21 protein-coding genes and 1 tRNA gene are annotated in these 23,649 nt (G+C 62.2%); 17 read left to right on the forward strand and 5 right to left on the reverse strand.

Going from position 1 to position 23,649, the window contains the following annotated elements; translation table 11 throughout:
- Position 1 precedes the first annotated feature (1 nt).
- Positions 2–2,665 carry a BatD family protein gene (locus tag MacB4_RS07305; protein WP_206863228.1) on the forward strand — a complete coding sequence of 888 codons (2,664 nt, stop codon included), beginning with the start codon at positions 2–4 and terminating at the stop codon, positions 2,663–2,665.
- On the opposite strand, the gene MacB4_RS07310 is transcribed toward MacB4_RS07305, so the two are convergent.
- Entirely contained in the window at positions 2,575–3,708 is a 1,134-nt protein-coding gene (locus MacB4_RS07310) for a hypothetical protein (protein ID WP_206863229.1), read from the reverse strand. The two genes, MacB4_RS07305 and MacB4_RS07310, sit on opposite strands and share 91 nt — an antisense overlap.
- Positions 3,709–3,794: 86 nt before the next feature.
- On the opposite strand from MacB4_RS07310, the gene MacB4_RS07315 reads away from it, so the two are divergent.
- Positions 3,795–4,664, forward strand: coding sequence for a L,D-transpeptidase family protein (locus MacB4_RS07315; RefSeq protein WP_206863230.1), 870 nt, complete (start codon positions 3,795–3,797; stop codon positions 4,662–4,664).
- A 130-nt stretch (positions 4,665–4,794) separates the two neighbouring features.
- Positions 4,795–4,947 carry a small basic protein gene (locus MacB4_RS07320; RefSeq protein WP_206863231.1) on the forward strand — a complete coding sequence of 51 codons (153 nt, stop codon included), beginning with the start codon at positions 4,795–4,797 and terminating at the stop codon, positions 4,945–4,947.
- Between the two features lie 57 nt (positions 4,948–5,004).
- Here the strand turns inward: MacB4_RS07320 and MacB4_RS07325 are convergent, their stop codons facing one another.
- On the reverse strand, positions 5,005–5,970 hold the full coding sequence (locus MacB4_RS07325) for a ChaN family lipoprotein (RefSeq protein ID WP_206863232.1): 966 nt from the start codon (positions 5,968–5,970) through the stop codon (positions 5,005–5,007).
- Positions 5,971–6,014: 44 nt separating this feature from the next.
- Positions 6,015–7,163, reverse strand: a complete 1,149-nt coding sequence (locus MacB4_RS07330) for a hypothetical protein (protein ID WP_242529168.1) — start codon at positions 7,161–7,163, stop codon at positions 6,015–6,017.
- 297 nt (positions 7,164–7,460) lie between these two features.
- Here MacB4_RS07330 and MacB4_RS07335 point away from each other — a divergent pair, with 297 nt between their 5' ends.
- From MacB4_RS07335 to MacB4_RS07345, 3 genes are all read left to right on the forward strand, one after another.
- Positions 7,461–10,688: an efflux RND transporter permease subunit gene (locus MacB4_RS07335; RefSeq protein ID WP_206863234.1), complete on the forward strand. Its 3,228-nt coding sequence runs from the start codon at positions 7,461–7,463 to the stop codon at positions 10,686–10,688.
- A gap of 17 nt (positions 10,689–10,705) precedes the next feature.
- On the forward strand, positions 10,706–11,941 hold the full coding sequence (locus tag MacB4_RS07340; protein WP_206863235.1) for an efflux RND transporter periplasmic adaptor subunit: 1,236 nt from the start codon (positions 10,706–10,708) through the stop codon (positions 11,939–11,941).
- A gap of 29 nt (positions 11,942–11,970) precedes the next feature.
- Positions 11,971–12,044: transfer RNA gene (locus MacB4_RS07345), tRNA-Ile, on the forward strand.
- A 39-nt stretch (positions 12,045–12,083) separates the two neighbouring features.
- On the opposite strand, the gene MacB4_RS07350 is transcribed toward MacB4_RS07345, so the two are convergent.
- The gene (locus tag MacB4_RS07350) at positions 12,084–12,662 is read right to left on the reverse strand and encodes a BsuPI-related putative proteinase inhibitor (protein WP_206863236.1); all 579 of its coding nucleotides are present in this window, start codon (positions 12,660–12,662) and stop codon (positions 12,084–12,086) included.
- A gap of 109 nt (positions 12,663–12,771) precedes the next feature.
- Here MacB4_RS07350 and pgsA point away from each other — a divergent pair, with 109 nt between their 5' ends.
- The 5 genes from pgsA (at position 12,772) to MacB4_RS07375 (ending at position 16,281) form a co-directional block, all read left to right on the forward strand.
- Complete coding sequence (pgsA, locus tag MacB4_RS07355) at positions 12,772–13,437, forward strand: CDP-diacylglycerol--glycerol-3-phosphate 3-phosphatidyltransferase (protein WP_206863237.1); 666 nt, start codon at positions 12,772–12,774, stop codon at positions 13,435–13,437.
- 43 nt (positions 13,438–13,480) lie between these two features.
- A complete protein-coding gene (locus tag MacB4_RS07360; RefSeq protein WP_242529169.1) occupies positions 13,481–13,972 on the forward strand; it encodes a DUF1802 family protein in 492 nt (163 codons plus the stop codon).
- A 68-nt stretch (positions 13,973–14,040) separates the two neighbouring features.
- Positions 14,041–14,670, forward strand: coding sequence for an IS607 family transposase (locus MacB4_RS07365; RefSeq protein ID WP_206864984.1), 630 nt, complete (start codon positions 14,041–14,043; stop codon positions 14,668–14,670).
- The gene (locus MacB4_RS07370) at positions 14,664–15,941 is read left to right on the forward strand and encodes a transposase (protein WP_242529170.1); all 1,278 of its coding nucleotides are present in this window, start codon (positions 14,664–14,666) and stop codon (positions 15,939–15,941) included. Before MacB4_RS07365 ends, MacB4_RS07370 begins: the two co-directional genes overlap by 7 nt.
- Positions 15,916–16,281, forward strand: coding sequence for a lipid-A-disaccharide synthase N-terminal domain-containing protein (locus tag MacB4_RS07375; protein WP_206863239.1), 366 nt, complete (start codon positions 15,916–15,918; stop codon positions 16,279–16,281). Before MacB4_RS07370 ends, MacB4_RS07375 begins: the two co-directional genes overlap by 26 nt.
- A 38-nt stretch (positions 16,282–16,319) precedes the next feature.
- Here the strand turns inward: MacB4_RS07375 and MacB4_RS07380 are convergent, their stop codons facing one another.
- Complete coding sequence (locus MacB4_RS07380; protein WP_206863240.1) at positions 16,320–17,339, reverse strand: aldo/keto reductase; 1,020 nt, start codon at positions 17,337–17,339, stop codon at positions 16,320–16,322.
- A 79-nt stretch (positions 17,340–17,418) separates the two neighbouring features.
- Here MacB4_RS07380 and MacB4_RS07385 point away from each other — a divergent pair, with 79 nt between their 5' ends.
- The 6 genes from MacB4_RS07385 to MacB4_RS07410 all read left to right on the forward strand — a co-directional run bounded on the left by MacB4_RS07385 (position 17,419) and on the right by MacB4_RS07410 (position 23,637).
- Positions 17,419–17,940: an NADH-quinone oxidoreductase subunit I gene (locus MacB4_RS07385; protein ID WP_206863241.1), complete on the forward strand. Its 522-nt coding sequence runs from the start codon at positions 17,419–17,421 to the stop codon at positions 17,938–17,940.
- Between the two features lie 107 nt (positions 17,941–18,047).
- Complete coding sequence (locus MacB4_RS07390; protein WP_206863242.1) at positions 18,048–18,539, forward strand: NADH-quinone oxidoreductase subunit J; 492 nt, start codon at positions 18,048–18,050, stop codon at positions 18,537–18,539.
- A gap of 20 nt (positions 18,540–18,559) precedes the next feature.
- Entirely contained in the window at positions 18,560–18,868 is a 309-nt protein-coding gene (nuoK, locus tag MacB4_RS07395; RefSeq protein ID WP_206863243.1) for an NADH-quinone oxidoreductase subunit NuoK, read from the forward strand.
- 6 nt (positions 18,869–18,874) lie between these two features.
- Entirely contained in the window at positions 18,875–20,650 is a 1,776-nt protein-coding gene (gene nuoL, locus MacB4_RS07400) for an NADH-quinone oxidoreductase subunit L (RefSeq protein ID WP_206863244.1), read from the forward strand.
- A gap of 51 nt (positions 20,651–20,701) precedes the next feature.
- Positions 20,702–22,165, forward strand: coding sequence for a NuoM family protein (locus tag MacB4_RS07405; protein ID WP_206863245.1), 1,464 nt, complete (start codon positions 20,702–20,704; stop codon positions 22,163–22,165).
- Positions 22,166–22,200: 35 nt separating this feature from the next.
- Complete coding sequence (locus MacB4_RS07410; protein WP_206863246.1) at positions 22,201–23,637, forward strand: NADH-quinone oxidoreductase subunit N; 1,437 nt, start codon at positions 22,201–22,203, stop codon at positions 23,635–23,637.
- Positions 23,638–23,649 lie beyond the last annotated feature (12 nt).

The raw sequence follows: 23,649 nt of genomic DNA on the forward strand, positions 1-23,649 counted from the left end.
GGTGAAACGACTTCTGGCTTTTCCTCTTCTCGGTGCGATTCTTTCGAGCTCTCTTCTCCATGCCCAAAGCGCTCACTGGAGTCCTCCCGAGAGCAGGGCGGCTCTCGATTCGTCCTGCCGGTTGGAGCTTTTCATCGAGGGCGGGGTTCCTCCGACCGATCCCGAGCTTCCGGTGGTCCCCTATCTGGAGGTGAGCGCACCGAAGAGAGAGCGTTCCATCGGGCTGGAGCAGGGCAAAGAGTCCTCCGTCGCCTATGCTTACACCGTGCACCCGCTTCGCGCCGGTCCTTATACGGTCCCTGCGTTTCCCCTGGTGACCGATCGAGGCGTCGTTTCCGTCCCGCCCCTGACGTTCTGGGTTGGCGAACCATCCCTGGCTCCTTCCTTTGCCTCGTCGGCGGAGGCGTCGCTCACCCTGTTTCGAAACGAGGTCTGGCAGGGAGAGCCGTTTCCCGTCGAGTATCGCCTGCTCGCCCATGCGGGTGCCTTTCTTGAGATCACAGGGCAGCCGGAGTGGACGCCCCCCGATCTTCTCGTCGACCGCTGGAGCCGCCCCGAAAGGGTGAGCGGCGAATCACGCGGGGCTTTCTTCAGCGGCCTGCGCTATTCGGCGCTCGCAATCGCCCTTAGTCCCGGGAAGATCTCCCTTCCCCCCGTCAGCCAACCTGTGACCATGGAAGCGGGAAAGTTCGGCCAAGGGCTTTTTTCCCAAGCGATCATTCGGCCACTCATTCTTCGCTCCGCTCCCTTCTCCCTCCAGGTCAAGCCGTTGCCCTCGCCGCCCGGCGAAGGGTTTAGTCAGGCTGTGGGAACCTTTCGGTTAACCAGCCAGATTTCTCCCTCTGACGTCCAGGTCGGGGAGCCGGCCACCTGGATGCTTCGCATCGAGGGCATGGGCAACTGGACATCCCCTTGGAAGCTCACACCCCCGGTGGTTCCCTCCGGGCTGCGCGTGATCGAGCCGGCTCCACGGCGTCAAAATGATCCCGATTCCCTCTTCTGCGCCTCCCTGGTCATGGAGCGGATCCTGGTGGCCGATCGTCCCGGCCGGTATGCGATCCTTCCCTATCGGTTTACCTACTTCGACCCCCTCGCGGGTATCTACCGGACCGCTCTGGCACCATCCGCCGTCCTGACGGTCACTCCCGGTTCCTCGGCCTCAGCAGGCTATCCGCCGGACCGGTCGTCTCTGAGCCGAGAAGAGATCCCCAAGGCCGAAGAGCCCGGAAAAAATCGGCGGCCGAGAGCGCCCCTTTCGGGGTTTGCGCGCGGCCTCGCTCCGATGGAGAACGGCTGGCTTCTTGGCGAAGCGGGCGGACTCGGAGCGGTGATCCTTGCTCTTTGGCTCTCCCTGGCGCGGCGGCACGCCCGCCTCGCCGATCCCCTGCAACGCCGCCGCGCCGGGCTGCGTCGCCTTCGGCGGATCCATCGGGAGATGGGTCGAGCGGTCGCGCCGGCGGAACGGCAGAAACAACTCTTTCGCTGGCAATCGGCGATTCGGGATGCCTGGCTCGTCGTTCCCGCCGCCCCGGAGCTGGCAGAGCTCCAAGCGGCTCTGGAGCGGGCCCAGGTCGATCCTGTCATTCGCACAGCTTGGATGAGGCTCTGGCAGGAAGCGGAGGTTCATCTTTACGCGAGAGAGGCGAGTCTCCCTCCGGATTGGATCGAGCGATCCCAAGAGCGGGTTCGAGAACTCCGCATTCCTCGATCATCCTGGAAGACGACTTTTGCCCTACGTCACCTGTTCCCTCTCTTGACGATCTCGGGCCTCTTTCTTTTCTCGGCTTGGGGGACCAGCGGCGCGGCTCCTGAGGGTTCCGGGCGATGGGCGCATTCTGGAGGGCTTCAGGACCTCAGCCTACAAAACCGCCCGACCGACTGGATTGCCCGGAGCAACGCTGGCGCCGTGCTCGCCGGGGAGGGACGCTGGGCGGAAGCCCTCGCCCAATGGTCGGCCGCCTTTCTGCTAGCGCCCCGGGATTCCGCCGTCCGTTGGAACTTTTCCCTGGCGCTCTCCCGCTGCCCCGGGGTCGACGAGAGGCTCTCGGCCTTGGCGAACGGACCTCTCTGGATTCGCTGGATCAGCATCGGATCTCCCGCGGAATGGCAGATCCTTCTTGCGGCCGCTCTTGCGGCTCTCTTCCTGGGCGGGGTCTTGCTGCTCCTGGCGCGCTACGGCTTGATCCCACCGGCGCTTCCGCTCCAGAGGGCTTTGCTCGCCTGCGGTTTGGCCCTGTCCGGGATGGCGGCAATCGCCGTGGCCCTCTACGGACCGATGGCCGATCCTTGCGCCGGCCTCGTGACCGAAGAGGCACCTCTTCGTTCTGTGCCGACGGAAGCCCAACCGCAGATCCGGGCGGTGGTCTCTCCCGCGCTTGTCGTGATCGGAAAGCCGTTCCTTCATTGGGTCCAGGTGCGCCTTGCGAGCAGCCACTCGGGATGGATGCGTGCGGAGGCCGTCGTCCCTTTCTTCCAACCCCCGCTCGAGGCTCCGATCTCTCCTGGGGCAAGGAGTGAAAAGACGGTTCTGCGGTCGCCTCCTCCCCCGGTGGAGGCGCTCGAAGGAACGGTGGATCAGAGCTGCTCCAGCAGGCGGCCGATGACCTTTCTGGCATCGAGCGCCTCCACCGCAAAAGACCGGGCTCCGTCTGCTTCCATGGAGTAGTGGGCTTCGGCCGTTTCGATGGCATGAGCCGCCTCGTCGATCGAGGAAAAGGAATGCAGCCCGCGCGCCGGCAAGAGCAGCGAGCTCCAGCCAGTTTCCTGGAGCACCACCGGTTTGCCCAGAGCAAGGTAGCAGGCGCTCCGATCGCTGAACCAACCGCAACCGGAGATCCGATATCCGCCTTTGACGACGGAAAATTCCCCGCGGCTCCCGTTCAGGAAGGTACGGTACTGCTTCCAATCGTTTGCAATCCCTCGACTTGGCACCAGCTCCCATCCTGCGGCACGGAATCTTTCGGAGACATCCTCCTCCTCCAGGTCGGAGGCGATGCGAAAGGGAACGCCGACCCGCCGGGGCAGGTCGATGAACCTTTCCCATTCCGGAGCCTTGTTCGTAAAGGTGCATCGGCCCCAGCGGACTTCCGGGTAGGCGCGCCAATGGGTGACCGTAGTCCAGCTCTCTCCGCCGCCCGGGATCCCCGTCCAGTAGTCGAGAGCCACGGGTGGCAAGGTGGGAAGCCAGCGTACGCCCAGGTCCGGAGCACGGACTCCGGGCGCATTCATGCAGAGCCCGACGGTCAAAAAGAGGTCGTGACCACCGAGGCCGAGATCGCATCCATACTCTCGCACCCAGATCGATGTGAATGCCGGATCGAGATCGAGGTAGATGCGCCGTCTGGGTAGCTCCAAGAGATCGCGCCGGCGACAGACGCCCGATATGTTCAAGATCAGGTCGGCCTCTCGGGCAAAGTCACGCAGATCGTCCCACTCCGCTTTTTCTCCCTCTCGAAAAAGTGTCGCTTTCCCGCTCCACCCGAAGTCCTGGATCGCCTCTTGCCAACGGATGGCATTGACGGAATGGCCGGAGGTGGCGGGGTTCCCGTCGGCGTCGACGCAAGCCGAGGCCGGGAGCTCTTCGACGAGCCAAGTGTCCCAGCCGAGGGAGCGGAAGCCGAGCGCCCATTGGAGAAAGGCCCAGGTTACGCCCGCGGCATTTTGGGGATAGCGGGCAAAAGCCGTCGTGAGGATTGCCTTACCGCTCAAGCTGCCTCCACGGCGGTGACTCGCTGCGCAGCCGCGAAAAAAGGCTTTTCGGAGGACCTCTTCTCTCGCTAGAGTTCCCTGATTTCATGCGACGTGTAGGCCTGGGCGGTAAGCTTTGCATCTGCGCCCTCGCGGTCCTGCTCTCGAGTTGCGTCACTTCCACGACCTATAAGCCGACCACCGTCGTGCGCGTGAGCGTGCACGATCAAGCCCTCGAAGTGGTCAAGGATGGGACTCCGACACACCGGTTTCCGGTCTCCACCTCTCGATTCGGCCTAGGGGATCAACCGAACAGCTTTCGTACGCCGCTTGGCCGCTTCGTTGTCCAGAACAAGATTGGCGACGGAGTCCCATTGGGAGGAAAGTTCTATCATCGCCACTATACCGGGGAACGGGTCGACTTGGAACGGGGAAGCGCGCCTGGCCACGACAGCCTGCTCACTCGAATCCTCTGGCTCCGCGGTCTGGAAGAGCAGAACCGCAATGCCTATGGCCGAGGAATCTACATTCATGGAACGAATCAGGAGGCGTTGATCGGCCAGCCCGCGAGCTATGGCTGCATTCGCATGCGGAATCGGGATGTCCTTTCCCTTTACGAAAGCGTGCCGGTCGGCAGCTTGGTCGTGATTCAGCTCGACCCTCTTTCTCCCCCTCCTCGTATTGTGGCCGCATCCTCCGTGGCGCGACCGGCTCTCGCATCCCCCCCGCCGCCTGCCGCGACCCTGCCGCCGTCGGCCAATCCCTCCTCGGTCCCTCCAAAGGCTCTCCCAGTCCAGGCGAGTCCTTCGCCGCGGCCCGCCGCCACTCGCAGCCAGCAGCGACGCTCCACTTCCTCTCGGAAGGGGGATCGGCATGCCCTAGCCCACCACCCTGCTCGGAGCCGGGGGCATTCTCACGGCAATCGCTCCGTTCGAGGGAAGCCTCTGGCCAAGGCAACTACCCGCAAGGATGCCTGACCGCCGCCCACAAACGCGCTCCCCCGGGCATGGGCGACGCGGAAAGGCTTTCCTCGGCAGGTTTTTCGTGACAGAGGCGCCCCGCTTTGCGATAAGCGACTCTCTTAGCCTTTTTTGGAGGGCAATCGACATGTCGCAACACCGGAGTCTTCGCAGAGGTTCGCAGCTCGCCACCAAGCGAAACGTGCTGAAACGCTTTGAGCGCATCGCCCTTCTGAAGAAACGGGGTCGATGGAAAGAGGGCATGCGCGTTTTCGGGCTGCCCAAGACCCGTCCGCTCTAAGCGGGCCCGCAGGAGCCGCCCGTTATTTTGATCTTTGGGGCGCTTCGCGGGCGGCTCTCAGGGAGCCTCGTTGCGGGATCGGGAAGCATTCTTGACCGGAAACGCACGGGGAGGAAGCCAGAGATAGTCGGCAAGCGGACGGTCGACGAACGCGAGAGCGGCGTGGGAAAGAGGGGGAGGGGCCGCTGCTCTTCGAGCGAGCGGGAGACCCGAGGTTCTCGCGCGTTCCGGGGGGGGTGCGAGGAGGAGAATCCGCTGCGGGAGCGACAGGCGGCGGGCGACATGCTCGGGCAAGCCCAAGCCGAAGCGTAGATGGCCCGCTCCACAGACGACCAGCGCGCGTTCCTTGCGGCCGTGGGTCGTGCGCAGAGCCTCGACGATGCGCTCCGCCATCCAATCGTCGCGCACTTCCTGCGCCTCGGCGGCCCGGACTTGCCACGATCGCCCCATTCCGCGATGAATGGGAAGGAAAAGCTGAAGAAGGCGCTGATAGAGCGGATCGAAACGGACCTGATTCAATCCCAGGCGCTCCCGTTCGGCAGGAGGCACCGACCGCCACCCTTGCCGAGCGATCCGGTGGAAGAGTAGGGGGGGGCCGTCGAGGCCGAGGACCCGAACGCGCTTTTCTCGGGCGCCAAGGCAGAGGCCGCGGTAGTCCTGATAGTTGCTCCACCGTCTTGGCCAGTCGATCTCCTGAGCGAATTCCTCGAAGGAAAGCGCCCCAGCGAGAAAGCGGGAGAGGACCGGGGAGTCCTTCGCATCAAGCGCCTCCAGAAAGAGAGAGAGCGGAGCGTTTCCGGCGGCAAGCGAGCGGAGCAGTCGCTCCTCGATCCGGTGGTGGGAGGGGGCGGTGTGCATTTCCCCCAGGTAGATGATTCGCGCATTCTGCAGGTCGGAGAGAAGGTCTGCGTCCGAAACGGGCTCCCCGGCCAGAAGATCAATCCATCCTTGGCCGGATGCTTTCCCGGCGTAGCAGAGAAGGAGCAGGGTGAGTGCCGCGAGCGTCTCTCGAAGCGAAAGCAACCGGTGGATCCTCCTATCCTTCCGAGGGAAGGGCGCGCTCTGGGTCACGCGGTCGCGCGCGGCGGCTCCTCCGGTGCAGAAAGCCGCAGGGTCCGGATCGCAGCGATCCGCTCCGTGGTCCGAAAAGGGTCCCCGAGCCGACAGACGAAACGCTCGACGTCGTCGAGGAGGCTGTCGGAAAACGAGTGCCACTCCCACTTCAGCAAAAGGACCAGAAGGCGGCGGATTCCAAAAAGAGCCAGAGAGTCTCCCGAGAGTCCGGATTGCGCAGCGCTCAGACCTTCGGAAAGGGCGCCCATCCGAAACAGGGCCAATAGGATCAAGTAGGCGACGGCGCCGTAGCCCCGCTGGCCCTGGAGCCGCTCGCAGAGGGCCGTCCGGAGGCGCGTCTGCTCCTCCTCGGAGGGAAGACGCGAAAACAGTCGGAGCAGGGCCTCCACGTTCGGAGAGGAAACCTGCCGTTGGGCGCAGCCCGCGGCCTGGCTTGGCTCCCAAACCAAGCCGTCGGCCCCATTCTCCTGGGGTGCCGAAAGGCTGCCGAGCTGCGCTGGACCGCGAGAGCGAAGCTCCACGAGCTCGAATTGGAGCACCGAGGTCGCATTTTTCTCCATGGGGTCGGAAATCTGAAAGCCGGGCTCCTGCGGTAGCTCGATGTCACTCAGGATCGCCTTAAGCGGGCGGAGAACCAAGTGGATCGGCACGTGGAACTTGCCTTCGCCTCGGAGAGAGAACGCGACCCAGAAATCCGTCGTTCCGGCCGGCGGCGCTCCGCGCAAGCCCATTTCCAAGGAGAGATCGAGCGCTCCTTGCGGCGGAACCTCGACATCCCGATTCGGTGGCGCATGGGAGGAGAGAATCGAACGGTAGCAGAGATCGGCGCCGACGCGCGACGAGACGAGGCGGACGTCGAGCAGGTGAAACGGCTTTCGGGTGTGGTTGAGAAGAGAGCCTCCCGCGCACAAATAGGACATTTCACTCATGCGGGCAGAGAGGTCGACCCACCAGCAGCGATCCCTTTTCCATTCCACCTCTACGCCGGGACGACCCGTGAAGGGATAGAGCCGGTGGACCCAATCGAGCGCGGAATCCGCAGCTACGCCCAGCGATTCCGGGGAAATCCACTTATCCAGCCAGGCGAAGGCTTCCGATTTTGCGGGCTTGTCCTCCGGCGGTGCTGCTTGGGGATCTGCCACGAAACCCAATTCTAGCCGATTCCTGACCGACTGTCGAGCGGCGCATCGACCCAAGCCCCGAAAGGGGTTGCCGGCGGCTGCCTTGCCCTTGATGCGCGAGCCGTTGGGCTCGGGATTGTTGCGAAGCTCGCTGGGAAAAGCAAAAGCCAGACCACGCGACACCGGAAGGCCGTTGGACCCTGCGCGGGAGAAAGCTTGCCAGGCATGCCGGCCAGATATCGCGGTTGTTGCTGACAACGGCTTCGCCTATCATCTCTTGACGGGAAGAGCCTTCGCAAGGCAACAAGGGAGTCGGAAATGTGGCTCGTTCGTACCGCCCTCAAGAAACCCTATACGATTGGGGTGCTTGCGATCCTGATCCTCTTTCTCGGGTTTTTCGCCATCCGAAAAACGCCCACCGACATCTTCCCGGAGATCGACATTCCGGTCGTGATCATCGCTTGGCAGTACCTGGGCCTGGTGCCGACCGACATGACCAACTACATCACGACCTTCAGCGACTACCAGATCGCCAACTTTGTCGATGGGGTAAAGCGGGTCGAGTCGAACGTCTTCTTCGGCTTTTCGGTCACGAAGGTCTATTTCCAGCCGAACGTCAACATTTCCATGGCCGTCGCCGAGATCACGGCGGTTCTCCAACCGCTCATCAAGCGGATGCCGCCGGGGACTACGCCTCCGTTGATCTTTCGCTTCAATGCCTCCTCGGTTCCGGTCGTCCAGATCGCCGTCTCCAGTCCCGTCCTCTCAGAATCGAAGCTCTATGATTACACGGTCTGGCAGCTCCGCCGGGACCTCCTGGCGGTCCGCGGAACCCTTCTCATTCCCCCGTGGGGCGGCATCGTGCGCTGGATGACCGTGGACTGTGATCCCAACCAGCTCTTAGCCCGGGGCTTGACGGCCCAGGATCTGCTGAACGTCGTCAACGGGCAGGTCATCGACTATCCGTCGGGAGACGTGAAGATTGGGGAGCGCGACTATTTTGTCACCCTCAACAACGTTCCGAAAGACATCTTCGAGGTGAACAACTTCCCGGTGAAGCTCGTCCCGGATCCGAACACCTCGGTCGTCCGGAAGAACATCAACGACCGCGTCGTCTACGTGCGCGACATTGCCAATGTCCACGACGGCGGAGTGCCGCAATGGAACCTGGTCCGGCTCAACGGACGGCACGGGGTTCTGATGACGGCGCTCAAGATCGCCGGGGGCTCCACCATCCAGATCATCGACCAGATCAAGGCGCTTCTGCCCGAGATCCGCCGGGCCAATCCGCAGATCGAGATCCGGGAGCTCTTCGACCAGTCGGTTTACGTGGAGGCGGCGATCAAGGGGGTGGTCAGCGAGGCGGGGAGCGCAGCGTTCCTGACAGGGGTCATGATCTTTCTCTTCCTGGGGAGCTTCCGGACGACCTTGATCGTCGTGACCTCGATTCCGCTCTGCATCCTTCTGGCGCTCTTCGTGCTCAGCAGCCTGGGGCATACCCTCAATCTGATGACCCTCGGGGGGCTTGCGCTCGCGGTCGGAATCCTGGTGGACGATGCAACGGTAGCGATCGAGAACATTCACAGGAATCTCCAGTTGGGAAAGCCCTTCCGGCAAGCGATCCTCGATGGGAGCCAGGAGATCGCTGCACCCGCGTTCATGGCGACGCTTTCGATATCCGTCGTTTTCACTTCGGTCGTCTTCTTGGAAGGCCCGCCCCGCTTTTTGTTCATCCCGATGGCGCTGGCCGTCGTCTTCGCGATGCTCTTCTCCTATTTTCTCTCCCGGACCCTCGTTCCCGCGATGGCGGTGCTCTTGCTGCGCGAGGAATCCGAAGGCGCTGAAGAGGCACGGGGCTCGGCCATGCAGCGATTCAACGCGGCATTCAACCGAGCGTTCGATGCGCTCCGCGAACGGTACGCACGAATCCTCGCCTTCCTTCTCGCTCATCGCCGGCGCGTCTTTGAGACCGCGGCCATGCTCGTGCTCGTGAGCCTGGCGGTGGCGTTCTGGGTGGGTCGTGACTTCTTCCCGGTCGCCGACGCCGGGATCTTGCGGCTCCATGTCTATGCGCCTACCGGGACTCGGATCGAGGTCACCGAAGGAATTTTTGCTGATGTGGAAAAGACCATTCGGGAAGTCATTCCTCCCGAAGAGTTGCAGACGGTCGTCGACAACATGGGAATCCCGATCTACTTCATGTCGACGCTCGCACTTTCCGATTCGATGAATGAAGGAGTCTTCGACGGCGAGATCTTCATTCAGCTCCAGGAGCGACACCATCCGACCGCTCAGTACGCCAAGCGCCTGCGGGATCTCCTTCCGAAGCGTTTTCCCAGCTGCGAATTCTTTTTTCAGCCAGCCGATATGGTCAACGAGGTGCTCAATTTCGGGATCGCCGCTCCGATCGACATCCACGTCAGCGGCCTGGATCTCGACCTCGCCTATAGGTTCGCGGGCGAGATCCGTGATCGGGTCCGATCGGTGCCAGGGGCGGTCGACGTCCACATCCACCAGCGAATCGATTATCCCACCCTGCATCTCGAAATCGATCGCGTGCGCGCGATCGAGATGGGGCTCAAGCAGGTGGACATCACCAACAACGTCCTCAACAATCTCTCCAGCAGCTTCATGGTCAGCCCGACCTACTGGGTCGATCCACGAACGACCATCAACTATCCGTTTCTGGTCTTCACCCAGCAGCGAAAGATCTCCTCGATCAACGATCTTCTCAACATGACGCTGGCTCCCACGACGGCAGAGACGGTTCCTCCGGCCGCCTCGACGCAGACCCTCCTCGGAAACGTTCAGAATGCGGAGCTGCTGGCGAACGTGGCCCAGTTAACCGAAACGCTCCAACCGGCCATGATGAGCCGCTCCACCATGAAACCGGTCTTCGACGTCTTGGCGAATGTCCAGGGCCGCGATCTGGCGGGGGTAGCGACGGAGATCGAAAAGATTCTGCGAGACGTGCGGCACAGGCTGCCACCCCTCTATCGGGCCGAGGTCATGGGCCAGGTAGTCAGCATGCACGATGCGTTTTCCCAGCTCGGGTTCGGCGTCCTCTTCGCCGTCGTGCTCGTCTACCTGCTGCTGGTCACCAACTTTCAGTCCTGGAGGGAGCCCTTCATCATCCTCTCGGTCCTGCCGATCGGAGCTTGCGGGATCATCTGGATGCTCTTCCTGACGGGAACTGCCTTCAGCGTGCCCGCCTTGATGGGCACACTCATGACCGTCGGGGTGGCCAGCTCCAACAGCATCCTGTTGATCACCTTTGCCAATCAGCGCATGGCGCAGGGATTGACGGCGGTCGACGCGGCCGTGGAAGCTGGCAGGATCCGGCTCCGCCCCGTCTTGATGACGGCTGGAGCGATGATTGTGGGCATGCTTCCGATGGCCTTGGGAGTGGCAGAGGGAGGCGAGCAATATGCTCCTCTGGGACGCGCGGTCATCGGAGGATTGGTCCTCGCAACCGTTGGCACGCTGCTCTTCGTCCCTACCGTCTTCGCCTCGATTCGGAGCCGGGAGGCTGGGAACCGGCGGTAACCCAAAAAGGAGAGAAGTTGCGGAAAGAACCGGCATCGCATCAGAATCTCCTCCTGCGGTTTGTACCCGCTTTGCGGCCGGGAGGCCTACCGGCATTCTGGACGCGGTTCTCGAAGTCGGTGGCCAGGATTGCGGGGAGGCGGCATCCCGGCTGGATCGTGGGCGCCATGCTCGTCGTGCTCTTCGGGGTCGGGCTGGTGAAGCGGGCCATCGATTGGAGGGCCTTGCAGCGGATCGTTGCGGAGAGCAAGAGGATCTACGTACAGCTGGTCACCCCGGAACCGACCCCCGCTTCGCTCCCTCTGGCCTTGCCGGGCACGACGCAGGGCTTCTATGAGACGCCGATCTGGGCTCGGGTCAGCGGATATGTCAAGAGGTGGTATCATGACATCGGCGAGCGAGTGAACGAAGGGGACCTGCTCTGCGAGATCGATGCGCCGGAAGTCGACCACACCGTATCGAACTTGAGAGCCAAGGCAGACATCGCCCGAATCAACTTCGATCGCTGGAAGGCGCTAGTACAAACCAGGGCGGTCTCGCAGGAGGAATACGATGTCCAGCGAACCGGGTACGATGCGGCCCTTGCGGAGCTCAACCGGTGGATCGAATGGCAGAAGTTCGAAAGGGTGACCGCTCCCTTTGCCGGCGTAATTACGGCGCGCAACATCGACATCGGAACCCTCGTCGCCGGCCAGGGCGAATTTCCCTTTGGAGCGTTGCGGCAGCTCTATCGGATGGCGCAAATCTCTCTTTTGCGCATCTACGTCGCGGTGCCCCAATCCTACTCCTTCGCGGTCCGGGAGGGCATGACGGCGAAGGTGATGATCCCGGAGATGCCGAACGAGATCCGGGACGCGCTTGTCGTCCGTACCGCGATGGGGCTCGAGTCGGCCTCGCGCACCCTGCTCACCGAGGTCGACCTGCCCAATCCCGATCAGAAGCTCCTGCCGGGTCTCTACGTGCTGGTCAGCTTTCAGGTCCCAAGCCGGGCTCCCTTCACCTTACCAGTCAACACGGTCTTCGATCGCCCCGATGGCCATTATCTCGTCGTCGTCGATGCGTCCAATCGATGTCACCTCCGGAAGGTTGATCTCGGGAACAACGACGGATACAAGGTAGAGATTCAATCCGGCATCCAGGCGGGGGAGCGAGTGGTCTTGAGCCCTCCGGACCGAGCGAAGGTGGAGGGCGCCACCGTCACGGTCGTCTCCGTGCGGGAAGGCCCTCGACCAGAACCCAAAGGGAAGCCGTAGGGGCCCCGAGCTGGCACCGTCCCAGAAGAGGGTCCGTAGCTCAATCGGTCAGAGCAGGGGACTCATAATCCCTTGGATGCGGGTTCGACTCCCGCCGGACCCACGCCGGAGGCAGCGCAGAAAAGAGGCGTTGTGCGGGAGGCTACGGCACCACGGTGAAGGAGGTGGCCGCGGTGACCTCGGGATACCCGGCCAGGGTCATCTCGACGTGGTAGGTCCCCGGGGAAAGCGGACGGTCGAGATCCTCGACCGGCAACACATCGGTAAATGTCAGCGAATCACCCGGGTCGAGCATCGACATCCCCTCGATCGAGAGAAATTCCTTATCCGCTGACCAGACGTAGATCGGCTGGTTCGACGCATCGCGCAGGACGAAATCGTAGCGCTGGGCATTGGGAAAGGTAAACGAGTAGGTCTGCTTCCCCTTGTTGAATACCTGAAAGGTGAGCCGTATGGTAGCCGAGTCGAGCCGATCGTGAAGCAAGGCCAGGGGAAACGGATTCCGCTCGACCTGCAGGCGCGCTTCCAAGTTGCGAAAATTGACCTGGTTTGCCTTTTCGATTCGCTTCGGGTCGCCAAAGCGAAACGAAAAGAGGCTCCAATGCTTCCGCGGCGTGTCGTCGATGATGTTGGGATGGGTGTTCTTGCTCGGGCTTACATCGATGCTCCATGCCGGAAGCAAGGCAAGCCACCAGGCGAGCAGCACGATCGCGCGTTTCACCAGGACAAAGTTTACTTCGTCCGAGGCCCGCGTCGAATGCTTTCTTGAGTGTGCTCTCGCAGGTTTCTCTTGCTCAAGGGGGTGGATCGGAGGCTTACTGCGAGGAGCGGTGGCGACTGCCAAACAGTGGAACCTCCCGAACCAGATCAGTCTGGCAAGGCTGTGCATCTGCGGGCTCTTCGTCGCGGATGTCAGCGTGACTTGGCCCTATTCCACCACGACGGCGCTGGTGCTTTTCGCGGTGGGCAGTCTCACGGATTGGGTGGATGGTTGGATCGCACGGAGGAATAACCTCGTCAGCGATCTGGGGAAGCTCCTCGATCCCCTGGCCGACAAGATTCTGATCTGCGCCGCCTTCCTGGTTTTGCTCGAGCGAGGAGCCGTTCCTCTTTGGGCCGTGGTCGTCATCATGGCTCGGGAGTTTCTCGTCACGGGGTTGCGTGCCCTGATGGCCGCGCGAGGCGCGGTCCTTGCGGCTGCATCATCGGGGAAGTGGAAGACCTTGGCGCAGATGCTCTACGTTCTCCTGGTGCTGACGCAGATGGCCCTGGCGGAGCTGGGAGGGGGACAGCGTGGGGCGGCCCAGTTGCTGCAACTGCCTGCGATTGTGCTCCTCTGGCTGGCTGTAGCGACCACCTTTACCTCCGGCGTGCTCTACTTTTATCGTTGCCGCGCCCTGGTTTTTTCGGGAGAAAGCGAGACGGAAGGAGGGGAAGCAGGCCTTGGTCGCCGACGATATTCGTCCAGCTCCGAGAAGCGGATGGCCCGCCCTTAAGGAGGCGGAGCCGATTGTCCGAGCATTGGGAACGGGAAGGCAGATGTTGCTCCTTCGAAAAGGGGGAATTGCCGAAGGGCGCGGCGGCTTCATGGCAAGCCATTCCGACTTCTGGCTCTTGCCCACGCGCTTTCATGCCCAGTCCGTTCGGATTCGTCCGGAATTCCGCTTCCTGGTGGAAGAGGGAGAACGAGCGGAATCCGAAGAAGCGGAGCTGCAATTCGTGGCCAAGCTCCTCTGGTCGCGGTTTCTCGGGGATTGGGAGAGCGTCCGCCGCCTCATCGTTTTTCAGCTCTGGGAGGAGGAGCTGCTCCGAGAGCGATTTGCCTACGGAGCCAAAGAGGGGTTACATCTCTTGCTCGTGCGCGTCTACCAGAGCCAGAAAGTGGTCTGTCCTTGGGAGGGCAGCCTGGCGGGATGCCGCTCCTGGGTGACGGTGCGGCATCCGTGGAGCGACCGATTGGTGCCTGTGGTTTCCGATGAGGAATTCGTCCCGAGGGAGCGGGAGGTGCGGATCGCGGCTATGGCGGGATGAGGGAAGAGAGGGCTTGAACAGTTAATTTACTTATTGCTTATTCCTGCGCTTGTTTGAATAGTTTATACATAAATCGCAAGCTGGTAAGCATCCGCGAAGCTGCCGAGTTCCTTGGTGTCTGTGCCCAAACGCTGCGGCGTTGGGAACGGGAAGGCAAGCTCATTCCCGATGAGCGCACCACTGGTGGGCGGCGACGCTATGACCTTGCCAGGTTGCGTCCTGGGCAATTCCATTCACCCGAATCGGAACGGCAGACCATCGCCTACGCCCGCGTATCCAGTCATGACCAGAAGGAGGACCTGGAGAGGCAGAAGCAGGTTCTGGAACGCTACTGCGCCCGGCAAGGATGGACGTTCGAGGTCATCTCGGACCTGGGTTCGGGCAGGAACGATCACAAGAAGGGACTGAAGACGCTGCTCGATGCCGTCCTCGGCGGAAAAGTCGGCAGGTTGGTTATCACCCACAAGGACCGGCTGCTGCGCTTTGGCGCGGAGCTTGTGTTTGCCATCTGCGAGGCCAAGGGCGTCGAGGTCGTGATCCTCAACCAAGGCGAAGACACGACCTTCGAGGAAGACTTGGCGAAAGACGTGCTCGAGATCATCACGGTCTTCAGCGCCAGGCTGTACGGAGCTCGCTCGCGCAAGAACCAGAAGCTGCTCGAAGGTGTCAGGGCCGCCGTGGAGGCTGTGCAATGCTGATCGCCCACAAGATCGCCCTCGATCCAAACAACGCGCAGGCGACCTATTTCACCAAAGCTGCGGGCACGGCACGCTTCTACTACTGGGCGCTTGCGGAGTGGAAAGGGCAATACGAGGCAGGGAAGGCCGACAAGAGATTGCCCAAGCCATCGCAATATTCTTTGCGCCGCCAGCTCAACGCCATCAAGCGCGAGCGCTTCCCCTGGATGCTCGAAGTCACCAAGTGCGCTCCGCAGATGGCGATCATCCAGCTGGGAAAGGCATTCCAGAACTTTTTGGCCGGTCGCGCCAGATACCCGACCTTTCGCAGGAAGGGCGTCCACGACCGGTTCACGCTCACCAACGACCAGTTCGACCTCGACGGCTCCCGCATGCGCATCCCGAATCTTGGCTGGGTGCGCCTGCGCGAGACGTTGCGTTTTCCTGGGACGGTGATGTCGGCCACGGTCTCCCGGGTGGCCGACCGCTGGTTCGTCCGCATCGTTGTCCAGATGCCGGAGGGGTTGCGTCCGCCAGAAGCCGAAAGCCAAGGCGTGGTTGGCGTGGATCTGGGCGTCTGGGCGCTGGCGACGCTCTCGACGGGGGAGAAGGTGCCTGGCCCCAAGCCGCACAAGGCGCGGCTGGGCCGCTTGGGCAGGCTCTCGCGGAGCCTGAGCCGCAAGAGGAAGGGGTCGGCCAACCGGCGCAAGGCCAAGGAGAAGCTGGCGAGGCTGCACGCCCGAATCACCAATGGCCGCCTGGACGCCCTGCACAAGCAGTCGGCTGGCCTCAGGCGCCGGTTTTCGCTCATCGGCGTCGAGGGCCTGAACGTGCGCGGCATGATGGGCAACCGGCGTCTGGCCCGGTCGATCGGCGACATGGGCTTCTTCGAGTTCCGGCGGCCGCTGGAATACAAGGCCGCGATGCGGGGCGGAGAGGTGGTGGTCGCCGATCGGTTCTTCTCCAGCCGCAAGACCGGCTCCCACTGCGGCCATCGGCTGGAGAGCTTGCCGCTCTCGGTGCGGGAGTGGACCTGTCCGGCCTGCGGCGCGGAGCATGACCGGGACGTGAACGCCGCGATGAATCTCAAGAATGTGGCCGTGAGTTCCACGGTGTCAGCCTGTGGAGAGGAGGGCTCTGGCTCGGCACGCAAGCGCCGGGTGAAACCAGCCTCAATGAAGCAGGAAGTCAGCTTTGTTCCTGTTTTAGCAGGAATGAGTAAGTCTGACGGAACGGAACGCACCGCAGGAAAGAGGGAGAAGAGGAATGAGCGCGCTTTTCTTGGCCGATAGCTCCTGGTTGGGAGTGCACTGGAGCCTCATGAAGGTCATCGGGTGGGCCGGCAACCTGCTTTTCTTCTCGCGCTTTGTCATTCAGTGGCTGGCCACCGAGCGAAAGAGGAGCGTGGTCATCCCGGTGGCCTTCTGGTACTGCAGTCTCGGAGGCTCGCTGCTACTCTTGATCTACGCGCTTTCGCGGCGGGACTCGGTATTCGTCTTCGCCTACCTCTTCACCTGGATTCCCTACATCCGGAACCTCTACTTCGCTCATCGGGAGCGACGGTTGAAGATCGCCCCCCTTGCGGCCCCCCCATCGGAAGTTGAAAGAGTCGTCCCCCCCGCAACGCGATAGCAAGGAGCCGCTCTAGGACTCGTAAGCTTCAAACGGCTCTACGCCGACATCGCCGGGGTCATGGTGCCTTTGTAGGCTTCCCGGGGCTCCTCGATTCCGAAGTTCGCGGCGAGGAGTCCGTCGATTCGGTCGAGCTCGCTCGGGGAAAGGGGAGGGGCATCGGGGGCTGCGGCGAACTCCTCGAGCTGCTCCGTGGTGTAGATGTTGGGGAGGCAGGAGAGAATGCGCGGCTCGCAGAGAATCCACTGCAGGGCGGCTTGCCCCAGGGTCCTCCCAGGTACTTCCAGAAATCGGAGTTGTTCTACCTTTTTGAGCCCGTTGGGGAGCCAATGGGCCGGCCGATGATTGCGATGATCTCCTTTCGGAAAGGTCGTGTCGGCGGTATACCTTCCTTCGAGCAGCCCGCTCGAGTGAGGCACGCGGACGAGGAAGCGCGGGCTCAAGTCCGGAGCCGCGTCCATGAGCGGCCGCCCGGGGAAAGGCTCGAGGAGGTTGTAGATGTGTTGCACCACGTGGGGCCTGCGGCTCCGGAGGGCGTGGATCCCTTCATAGAGCCAGCCGATCGCCGGCCCGAGAGCGATTCCGTAGGAGCGTATCTTGCCTTCCTGGCGGAGCGTTTCAAGAAGTGTCCAGATCTGGTCGTCGTCGACGTGCTCCATCCGGACATTGTGGAGCTGGAGGTTGTCGATTGTCTCCCGACGGAGGCGGCGCAGGGAGCTTTCGACAGCCTCCCGGAGGAAGCCCTCGGAAAAGTTATGGGGGAGCTCGCGCTGGCCGCGGCTGCGGGCGGGGCCCGAAAAGTCATACCCGACCTTGGTCGCGATCACCACCTCGCGGGGATCGCGGTCGAAGGCCTTGCCGAGCAATTCCTCTCCGTATCCGTGTCCGTAGACATCCGCCGTGTCGAAGAAGTTGACCCCTAGATCGAGCGCTCGGTGGAGAAATGCGAGCGCCTGCTTTTCCGTATATTCCCCCCACCAACCGGTCGAAAGCGTCCAGACGCCAAAGCCGACCTCGGAGACCCTCTGTCCCGTCTCGGGCAGCAACCGATACTTCATGCCCTTATCCTGGAGCAGCCTAGGGTGGGAGGAAAAGAAAAAAGGCTGACAGCAGATCCATTGCCGGTAGAGTAGCGTCATGATCGTCGTTCGCAGGCCCGATCTCTCTTGGGTCGAGAAGCTCTATCTGCCTGGTTTCTGGGAGGGGTTGAGAATCACCTGGAGCCATTTCGTGGCTCGGCTCGCGGGGAAGACGCACATCACCCTGCAATATCCCGAGGAGCGCCCACCGATCCCTCCCGGATACCGAGGCGCACCCGTCCTGGTGAAGGATGAGGAGGGGCGGGAAAAATGCGTGAGCTGTCAGCTCTGCGAGTTTATTTGCCCTCCGAGGGCGATCCGGATCATCCCGGGGGAGATTCCGGAAGATTCTCCCTACGCCAAGGTCGAGAAGGCGCCAAGGGAGTTTTGGATCGACATGACGCGCTGCATCTTTTGTGGCTATTGCGAGGAGGTCTGCCCGGAGGAGGCGATCTTCCTTCTGCCGCAAAACTACTCCTTGAACGGGCGGAGCCGCAGGGAGCTTCTTCACGACAAGGCCAAGCTCTATGAAATGGGGGGGGTCTTGCCGCTGCCGATTCGGAAGTGGGCCAACAAATAGGCCCAAGGCGTCGGCGGTCGCACGTCTCTGGAAAGCGGAGAGTTTTTCAGAATCGCTCTTGATTTTCTGTGGGGAGTCGCTAACCACGGAACAGTCAGAAGGAAAAGATGGAAGGATTTTTGTTTTGGTTTGCGGCCCTGGTGCTCTTGGGGAGCGCTGCCGCAGTCATCCTCAATCGGAGCCCCGTTGCTTCGGCATTGAGCTTGGTGACCATGATCCTCGCGCTGGCCGGACTCTTCGGTCTCCTGGGGGCCTACTTTCTGTCCGCCGTCCAAGTCTGGGTCTATGCCGGGGCGGTCATGGTCCTTTTCCTCTTCATCATCATGCTGCTCGATCTGAAGGCCGAAGAGGGAGCCCCGCTCCGCCCGCTTGGCTTTGGAGCGGGCCTGCTCATATTGGTGCTCGTCGGGGCCGGGTTCTGGAGGGCCATTCCGCCCTCCGCGTGGGAGGCGAAGAGCGCCCGCGTCGCAGAAGCCAATGAGGCGACGAGCATCGGGCACCTGCTCTTCGGCACTTATGTGCTCCCCTTCGAGGCGGTGGGGCTGCTCCTCCTCGTCGCGATGATTGGGGTCATCGTCTTGAGCAAGAAAGACGTGTAGGAAAAACGGACACATTGGGAATGGGAACGCCGACTCTCGGTCATTACTTGGTGTTAAGCGGGCTGCTCTTCGCGATCGGCTTGGCAGGGGTTATCGTCCGGCGGGACTTGCTGATCATGTACATGTGCCTGGAGATCATGCTCAACGCGGCAAACCTCTCCCTGGTCGCCTTCAGTCGGTTTTCGCAGCAGGTGCGAGGACAAGTGCTCGTCTTCTTTGTCATCACCGTAGCCGCAGTGGAAGTGGCCGTGGGCTTGGCGCTCCTCGTCTCTCTCTATCGGATGAAGCGGACGACGAAGGCGGAAGAGATTACCGCTCTCAAATTCTAAGCGCTTATGGCCTGGCTTCTTCTTCTGGCTCCTCTGACTTCCGCCTTTCTGGTGTGGGTCGCCCTCCGGCCCTATCCCCGGCTCAGCCAAGCGGTTTCGCTTGCGGCGAGCGGGCTTACCTTCTTGACCGCCCTGGGGATCGTCCTAGGGAAGATCGAGGCGCCCGCAGCACTTTCCTGGGTCGACCTGCCCGGACTCCGGATCGAGATCGGAATGACCCTCGATTCCCTGGCTCGCCTCATGCTGCTCATGGTGACCGGAGTCGCCTTTCTCATCCACGTCTATTCCCTCGGCTACATGGCCGAAGACCCCGGCCGAGCCCGGTTCTTCGGCGAGCTCTCGCTCTTCCTTGCCTCCATGATCGGGATCATCGTCTCGACGAATTTCGTCATGATGTACATCTTCTGGGAGCTCGTCGGGGTAAGCTCCTACCTGCTCATCGGCTTCTGGTTCGAGAAAAACTCGGCCGCAGATGCGGCCCGGAAGGCGTTCCTGGCGAACCGAGTGGGAGACTTTGGCTTTCTGTTGGGAATCCTGACGTTCTGGGCCACTTGCGGAACGGTTGCCTTCGATCCCGGAGCTGCGCACGGACTCGCCGGGAGCTGGCTGGCTCCGGTGGCCGCACTCCTTCTCTTTTGCGGTTGCGTTGGTAAGTCGGCGCAGATTCCCCTTCACGTCTGGCTGCCGGACGCGATGGAGGGTCCGACCCCGGTCTCCGCCCTCATTCATGCGGCCACGATGGTGGCGGCGGGCGTGTACATGCTCTGCCGCATCTTCTTTGTCCTCGAGCTCTCACCAGGGGCCCTTTCGGTGATCGCGTGGACCGGCGGGATCACGGCACTCGTAGCCGGTCTGATCGCCACGCAGCAGAACGACATCAAGCGGGTGCTTGCCTATTCGACGATGTCGCAGCTCGGCTACATGGTTCTCGCCGTGGGCTGCGCCAGCACGACAGCGGCGATGTTCCACTTGACGACCCACGGCTTCTTCAAGGCTCTCCTCTTCATGGGTGCGGGCTCCGTGCTCCACGCGCTCCATCACGAGCAGGACATCTGGAGAATGGGCGGGGTCGGACGAAAGATGCCGCTGACCTTTGCCACCTTCGGAATCGGGGCGGCCGCGCTTGCGGGAATACCGGGCCTATCGGGATTCTTCAGCAAGGAAGAGATTCTGCAGGCGGCGGCACGCAGCGAGCCTATCCTGTTCTGGATGGCGGCCCTTACCGCGGCGCTGACGGCTTTCTACATGACCCGGATCACCTTGGTGGCGTTTCTCGGGAGGCCTCGCACGAAGGCCGCCGAGCATGCCAAGGAGTCGCCGTTTGTCATGGGGTTTCCCTTGATCGTCCTATCGGTTCTGGCGGTCATTGCTGGATACTCGTTCTTCGGGATCGAGCATCTGCTCGGGGGCCACGAGAAGGAAGGGAACAACCCGCTGGTGCCGATGGCATCCTTGACTGCCGTCCTGCTGGGCCTTACTGCGGGCGCAATCACCTATGGGCGCGCCAACCGGGAGCGGATTGCCATCCCCCTCTTCGAGAGGAAATTTTACTTTGACGAGATCTACGACTGGACGGTTCTCAAGCTGCAGGAGGAATTGGCGCGGCTTCTCGCTTGGGCCGATCAATGGATCGTGGGGTTCGTCCTGGTTCGCGGCGGGGCTTTTGTGGTCAGCCTGGGAGGAGAGATGCTGAGGCTGCTCCAGGCAGGAAACTTGCGGGAATACGCCTTTTTCTTCGCTTTGGGGGCGGGGGGAATCCTCCTGTTGCTCTTCGGTCGCTGAGGAGGCGAGCGGCACAATCGGAGAATGGAAGGATCACGCGCTGAATTGCTTATGTCACCCTTAACGCTCCTGCTCCTCGTCGAGGCCGCCGCGATCGGCCTGATCCTCTTCGGCGCTTCCCCCAAAAAGGTCTCCCTGGTGGCGGCGGGCACAAACTTCCTCCTGAGCCTCTGGATCTATGCCCAATTTCCCGTCGGCCTCGGCGGGTATCATTTCGTGGAGAATCGCAGCTGGATCGCGCTCGGCGGGCTTCCGGAAATCCGGTACCACGTGGGTGTCGATGGGATCAGCCTCCCTCTGGTCCTTCTCACGACGCTCGTCACCCTGGCCGCAATTTGGGTGGCTCCTGCGAAGATCAAGCGCGCCAGCGAGTTCTATACCTATCTCCTCCTCATCTCGCTCGGGGCGCTGGGAGCGTTCGTCTCCCTCGATCTCTTTTTCTTCTACGCCTTCCACGAGTTTGCTCTGATCCCGACGTTTCTCCTGATCGGGATTTGGGGGGCGGAAAATCGCCAATTCGTGAGCCTGCAGATCACTCTCTACCTCGGTCTGGGGAGCCTGGTCCTTCTCGCCGGAATTATTGCCCTTCTGGGCGTGTTGCCTGCGGAGGAGCGAAGCTTCGACATTCCCCGGCTGACGGAGTACCTGCGGGAAAATCCGCTGGCGACCAGCCAGCAGATGTTGCCCTTTCTGCTTCTGGCCATCGGCTTCGGGACGCTGGTTTCCCTCTTCCCGTTCCATTCGTGGGCCCCCTTCGGGTATGCGTCGGCTCCCGCCTCGACCGCCATGCTGCACGCCGGGGTTCTGAAAAAGTTCGGTCTCTACGGCCTCCTGCGTGTGGCCATGCCGCTGCTTCCTGGAGGGGCAGAGGCATGGAAGCCTTGGATCCTCGCGCTCCTGTTGGGCAACATCCTCTTCCTCGGGCTCACGACCATCGCCCAGAAGGAGCTTCCCGCCATGCTTGGGTTCTCCAGCGTGATGCACATGGGGTACCTCTTTCTCGGTCTGGCCTGCTGGAATGCACTGGGGGTCAGCGGGGTGGTCTTCCTGATGGTTGCTCATGGCTTAAGCGCCGCACTCCTCTTCGCGGTCGCCGGAGAAGTACGCGAGCGAGCGGGAGAGATCCGCTTTGCGGAGCTGGGCGGACTCGCCCGGCGGATGCCTTTCATCGCGGTCGCGTTTCTGGTCGGCTCCTTTGCATCGGTGGGCGTTCCGGGCCTCGCGAATTTCCCCGGGGAGCTCCTGATCTTTTTCGGATCGTGGAAGAGCCAGCCGCTGCTCACCGCCGTGGTGGTCTGGGGGATCGTGATCTCGGCGGTCTACCAGCTGCGGGCCGTTCGGGCGGTTTTTTACGGCGACCTGCCCCAACATCTGGCCGATACGGGAGATGTGGAAGGGGTCGAGCGGATTCCCTATGTCCTGTTGATGGCCGCGCTGTTGATTCTGGGAATCTGGCCCGGGACGCTCCTGGGAGTTGTCGGATCCGGAGTCAAGGGATTTCTCTCGCTAAATTAGGGAGAACACGGAAGGGGAGCGGGAGGGACAACGGCATGCACGAAGGATTGTGGATCATTGGGGCGCCGGAAGTCATCTTGTCAGTGGGCGGGGTCTTGCTCTTGCTGGCCGAGTCGGTAGCGAAGCTTCAATCCAAGGCCGTCGGGGTCCTGGTCCTCGGCGTTCATCTGATCGCCGGGCTCTGCCTCCTGCCGTTTGCCACGACCGGAGCGGTGCTCTGGGAGGGGATCTACACCTGGGATCGGTTCGCGGTTTCCGGGAAAGCCTTCTTTCTGCTGGTCGGCATGCTCGTTACCTTTCTGAGCCTGGAAGGGGAGCAGAAGATCCCGGCGGCGCGAGCCGAATTTTATATTCTCCCGCTCTTTTGCACCGCGGGCATGGCCCTGCTCTGTTCCGTGCGCGACTTCGTGCTGCTCTTCGTCGCCCTGGAGCTTGTGACCGTCACTCTCTTCGTCCTGGTCGCCTATCGCCGAACCGACGCCTCTTCCTTGGAAGCCGGCGCCAAATACCTCATTGTCGGCGGCCTGGCGACCGCCTTCCTGGTCATGGGGATTGCCTACCTCTTCGGTGCCACCGGCTCGACCCAGTTCGATGGGGTCGCTCGTTCGGCGGAGAGCGAGGGGGTGGGCCCCGTCCTGCTGCTGGGCTTGGCATTCCTTTTGGTTGGATTGGGCTTCAAAGCGGCGGCAGTCCCTTTTCACATCTGGGCACCCGATGTTTACCAAGGTGCGCCGACCCCGATCACCGCCTACCTTTCGGTCGGCTCCAAGGCGGCAGGCTTCGTGGTGCTGCTCCGGGTCCTCCTTTTGCCCTTTTGGAGCACGACCTTCCAAAGCCATTGGGTGCCTTTGATCGGATTGCTCGCCGCCCTTTCGGTTCTCCTGGGGAACCTCGCGGCGCTCCCGCAACGGAATTTGAAGCGGCTGCTGGGATACTCGAGCATCAGCCATGCCGGCTTCCTCCTTCTGGGGCTGGCGTCCCACAGCTTCCTCGGCTTCGCTTCCCTGCTTTACTATCTGTTGGCTTACCTGGTCGCGACCTTCACGGCGTTCCTGGTTCTGGTTCTCCTGGAGCGGGAAAAAGCGGGAGAGACGATCACCGACCTCTCCGGCCTCGCCCAGAGGAGCCCGCTCCTCGCCTGGTCGATGGCGCTGGCGATGGTCTCGCTGGCGGGGATTCCGCCGCTCATGGGCTTCTTCGGTAAGCTTCTGGTCTTTTTTGCGGCCTGGCAGAGCGGGCTACACCTTTTGGTCATGATCGGAGTGGCTGCGGCGGCTGCGGGCATCTACTATTACGTCGCGGTCGTTCGGGCGATGTTCTGGAGCGATCCCGTGCAGCATGGGCCGATCGACGTTCATCCGGCCACACGGACGCTGCTCATCGCGCTCAACGTGGGGAGCGTCCTCTTCGGCTTCTACGCCAAGCCGATCCTGACCCTGGCGGCTGGGGCGGTGGCCGGAATCGGGGGGTAGAGCGTTGCGGTT

Origin of the sequence: Methylacidimicrobium sp. B4, from assembly GCF_017310545.1 — a bacterium.
Lineage (GTDB): Bacteria > Verrucomicrobiota > Verrucomicrobiia > Methylacidiphilales > Methylacidiphilaceae > Methylacidimicrobium.